At 64.9% G+C, this 1,569-nt stretch carries 3 protein-coding genes; all 3 read right to left on the bottom strand.

Going from position 1 to position 1,569, the window contains the following annotated elements; translation table 11 throughout:
* A partial coding sequence (locus AC1DU6_RS30595; RefSeq protein WP_477861848.1) for an ATP-binding protein occupies positions 1-758 on the bottom strand: 758 nt, incomplete at its 3' end.
* Positions 759-767: 9 nt separating this feature from the next.
* On the bottom strand, positions 768-1,226 hold the full coding sequence (accB, locus tag AC1DU6_RS30590; protein ID WP_056203557.1) for an acetyl-CoA carboxylase biotin carboxyl carrier protein: 459 nt from the start codon (positions 1,224-1,226) through the stop codon (positions 768-770).
* A 60-nt stretch (positions 1,227-1,286) separates the two neighbouring features.
* A partial coding sequence (locus AC1DU6_RS30585; protein ID WP_477861845.1) for a type II 3-dehydroquinate dehydratase occupies positions 1,287-1,569 on the bottom strand: 283 nt, incomplete at its 5' end.

The following is a 1,569-nucleotide window of genomic DNA, read 5'->3' as shown; positions in this document are numbered from 1 at the left end:
ATGTTGCGACGCGGGATGCCGGGTGCCGGCGCTTCCTCGATGATCTTTTGGTGGCGGCGCTGCATGGAGCAGTCGCGCTCACCCAGCCAGACGGCGTTCTTGAAGGTGTCAGCGAGGATCTGGATCTCCACATGGCGTGGGTTCTCCAGGAACTTCTCCATGTAGACCTCGGGGTTGCCGAAGGCCGCACCCGCTTCGGCGCGTGTCGTCTGCACCGCGTGCACCAGAGCCGCCTCGGTGTGCACGACGCGCATGCCGCGCCCGCCGCCGCCGCCGGCCGCCTTGATGATGACGGGGTAGCCCACCGATCGGGCGATCTTGATGATCTCCTTCGGGTCCTCGGGCAGGGCGCCCTCGGAGCCGGGCACGCAGGGCACGCCGGCGCGGATCATGGCCTGCTTGGCCGAGACCTTGTCKCCCATCAGGYSGATGGMCTCRGGCGTCGGGCCGATGAAGGTAAAGCCGCTGCGCTCGACGCGCTCGGCGAAGTCGGCGTTCTCGCTGAGGAAGCCGTACCCGGGGTGGATGGCTTCAGCGTCCGTCACCTCGGCCGTCGCAATGATGGCCGGCATGCTGAGGTAGCTCTGGGCCGAGGGCGCCGGGCCAATGCAGACGGCCTCGTCGGCGAGCCGCACATATTTGGCGTCGCGATCGGCTTCTGAATAGACGACGACGGACTTGATGCCGAGTTCTCGGCACGCTCGTTGAATGCGCAGAGCGATCTCTCCGCGATTCGCAATAAGGACCTTCTTAAACATCGAGTGGCCTCACTCGATCACGAACAGCGGTTGTCCGAACTCTACGGCCTGGCCGTTCTCGCACATGACCTTGGTGATCGTGCCGCTCTTGTCGGCTTCGATCTCATTCATGATCTTCATGGCCTCGATGATGCAGATGGCTTCGCCTTCCTTGACCTGCTGGCCAACGTCGGCAAACGGCTTGGCGTTGGGGCTGGACGCACGGTAGAAGGTGCCGACCATCGGCGACTTGACGATATGGCCGGTCTCGACCGGCGCGGCGGCCGGGGCCGCTGCGGCGGCGGGCATGGCGACCTGGGCCGGTGCATGGGCGACGGGAGCGGCGGCGTAGACCGGCTGCATGGCCACGGCGGCGGCCGGGTCAGCCTTGACGATGCGGACCTTGCCGTCGGCCTCGGTGATTTCCAGTTCGGAAATATTGGATTCCGAAACCAGGTCGATCAGGGTTTTGAGCTTGCGAAGGTCCATCTTGGCTCCAGGCGGTGTTGTTGTTGTGGGGGAAGAGAAAAAGCGGCGCGAGACCGGAGGTCAGGCGCCAGCTTCCAACGATTCAAGGGCGTGGCGCAGCGCAAGGCGGTAGCCGTTGGCGCCGAGGCCGCAGATGACGCCCACCRCCAGCTCACTCATATAGCTGTGGTGGCGGAAGGCTTCGCGGCGGTGGATGTTCGACAAATGAACTTCGATGAAGGGCAGGGCCACAGCCGCCAGCGCGTCACGGATGGCGACACTGGTGTGGGTGTAGGCGGCCGGATTGATGATGATGAAGCGCGTGCCGTCGGTGCGCGCAGCCTGGATGCGGTCGACCAATGCT

This window comes from Roseateles sp. P5_B10 (assembly GCF_056400485.1).
The sequence above is the reverse complement of the archived record's forward strand: the minus strand, read 5'-3'. Positions and strand labels throughout refer to the sequence as shown.

What these genes read in the sequence shown, in the direction of transcription:
- accB (WP_056203557.1), bottom strand. Translation starts at nt 1,226, where the DNA reads ATGGACCTTCGCAAGCTCAAAACCCTGATCGACCTGGTTTCGGAATCC.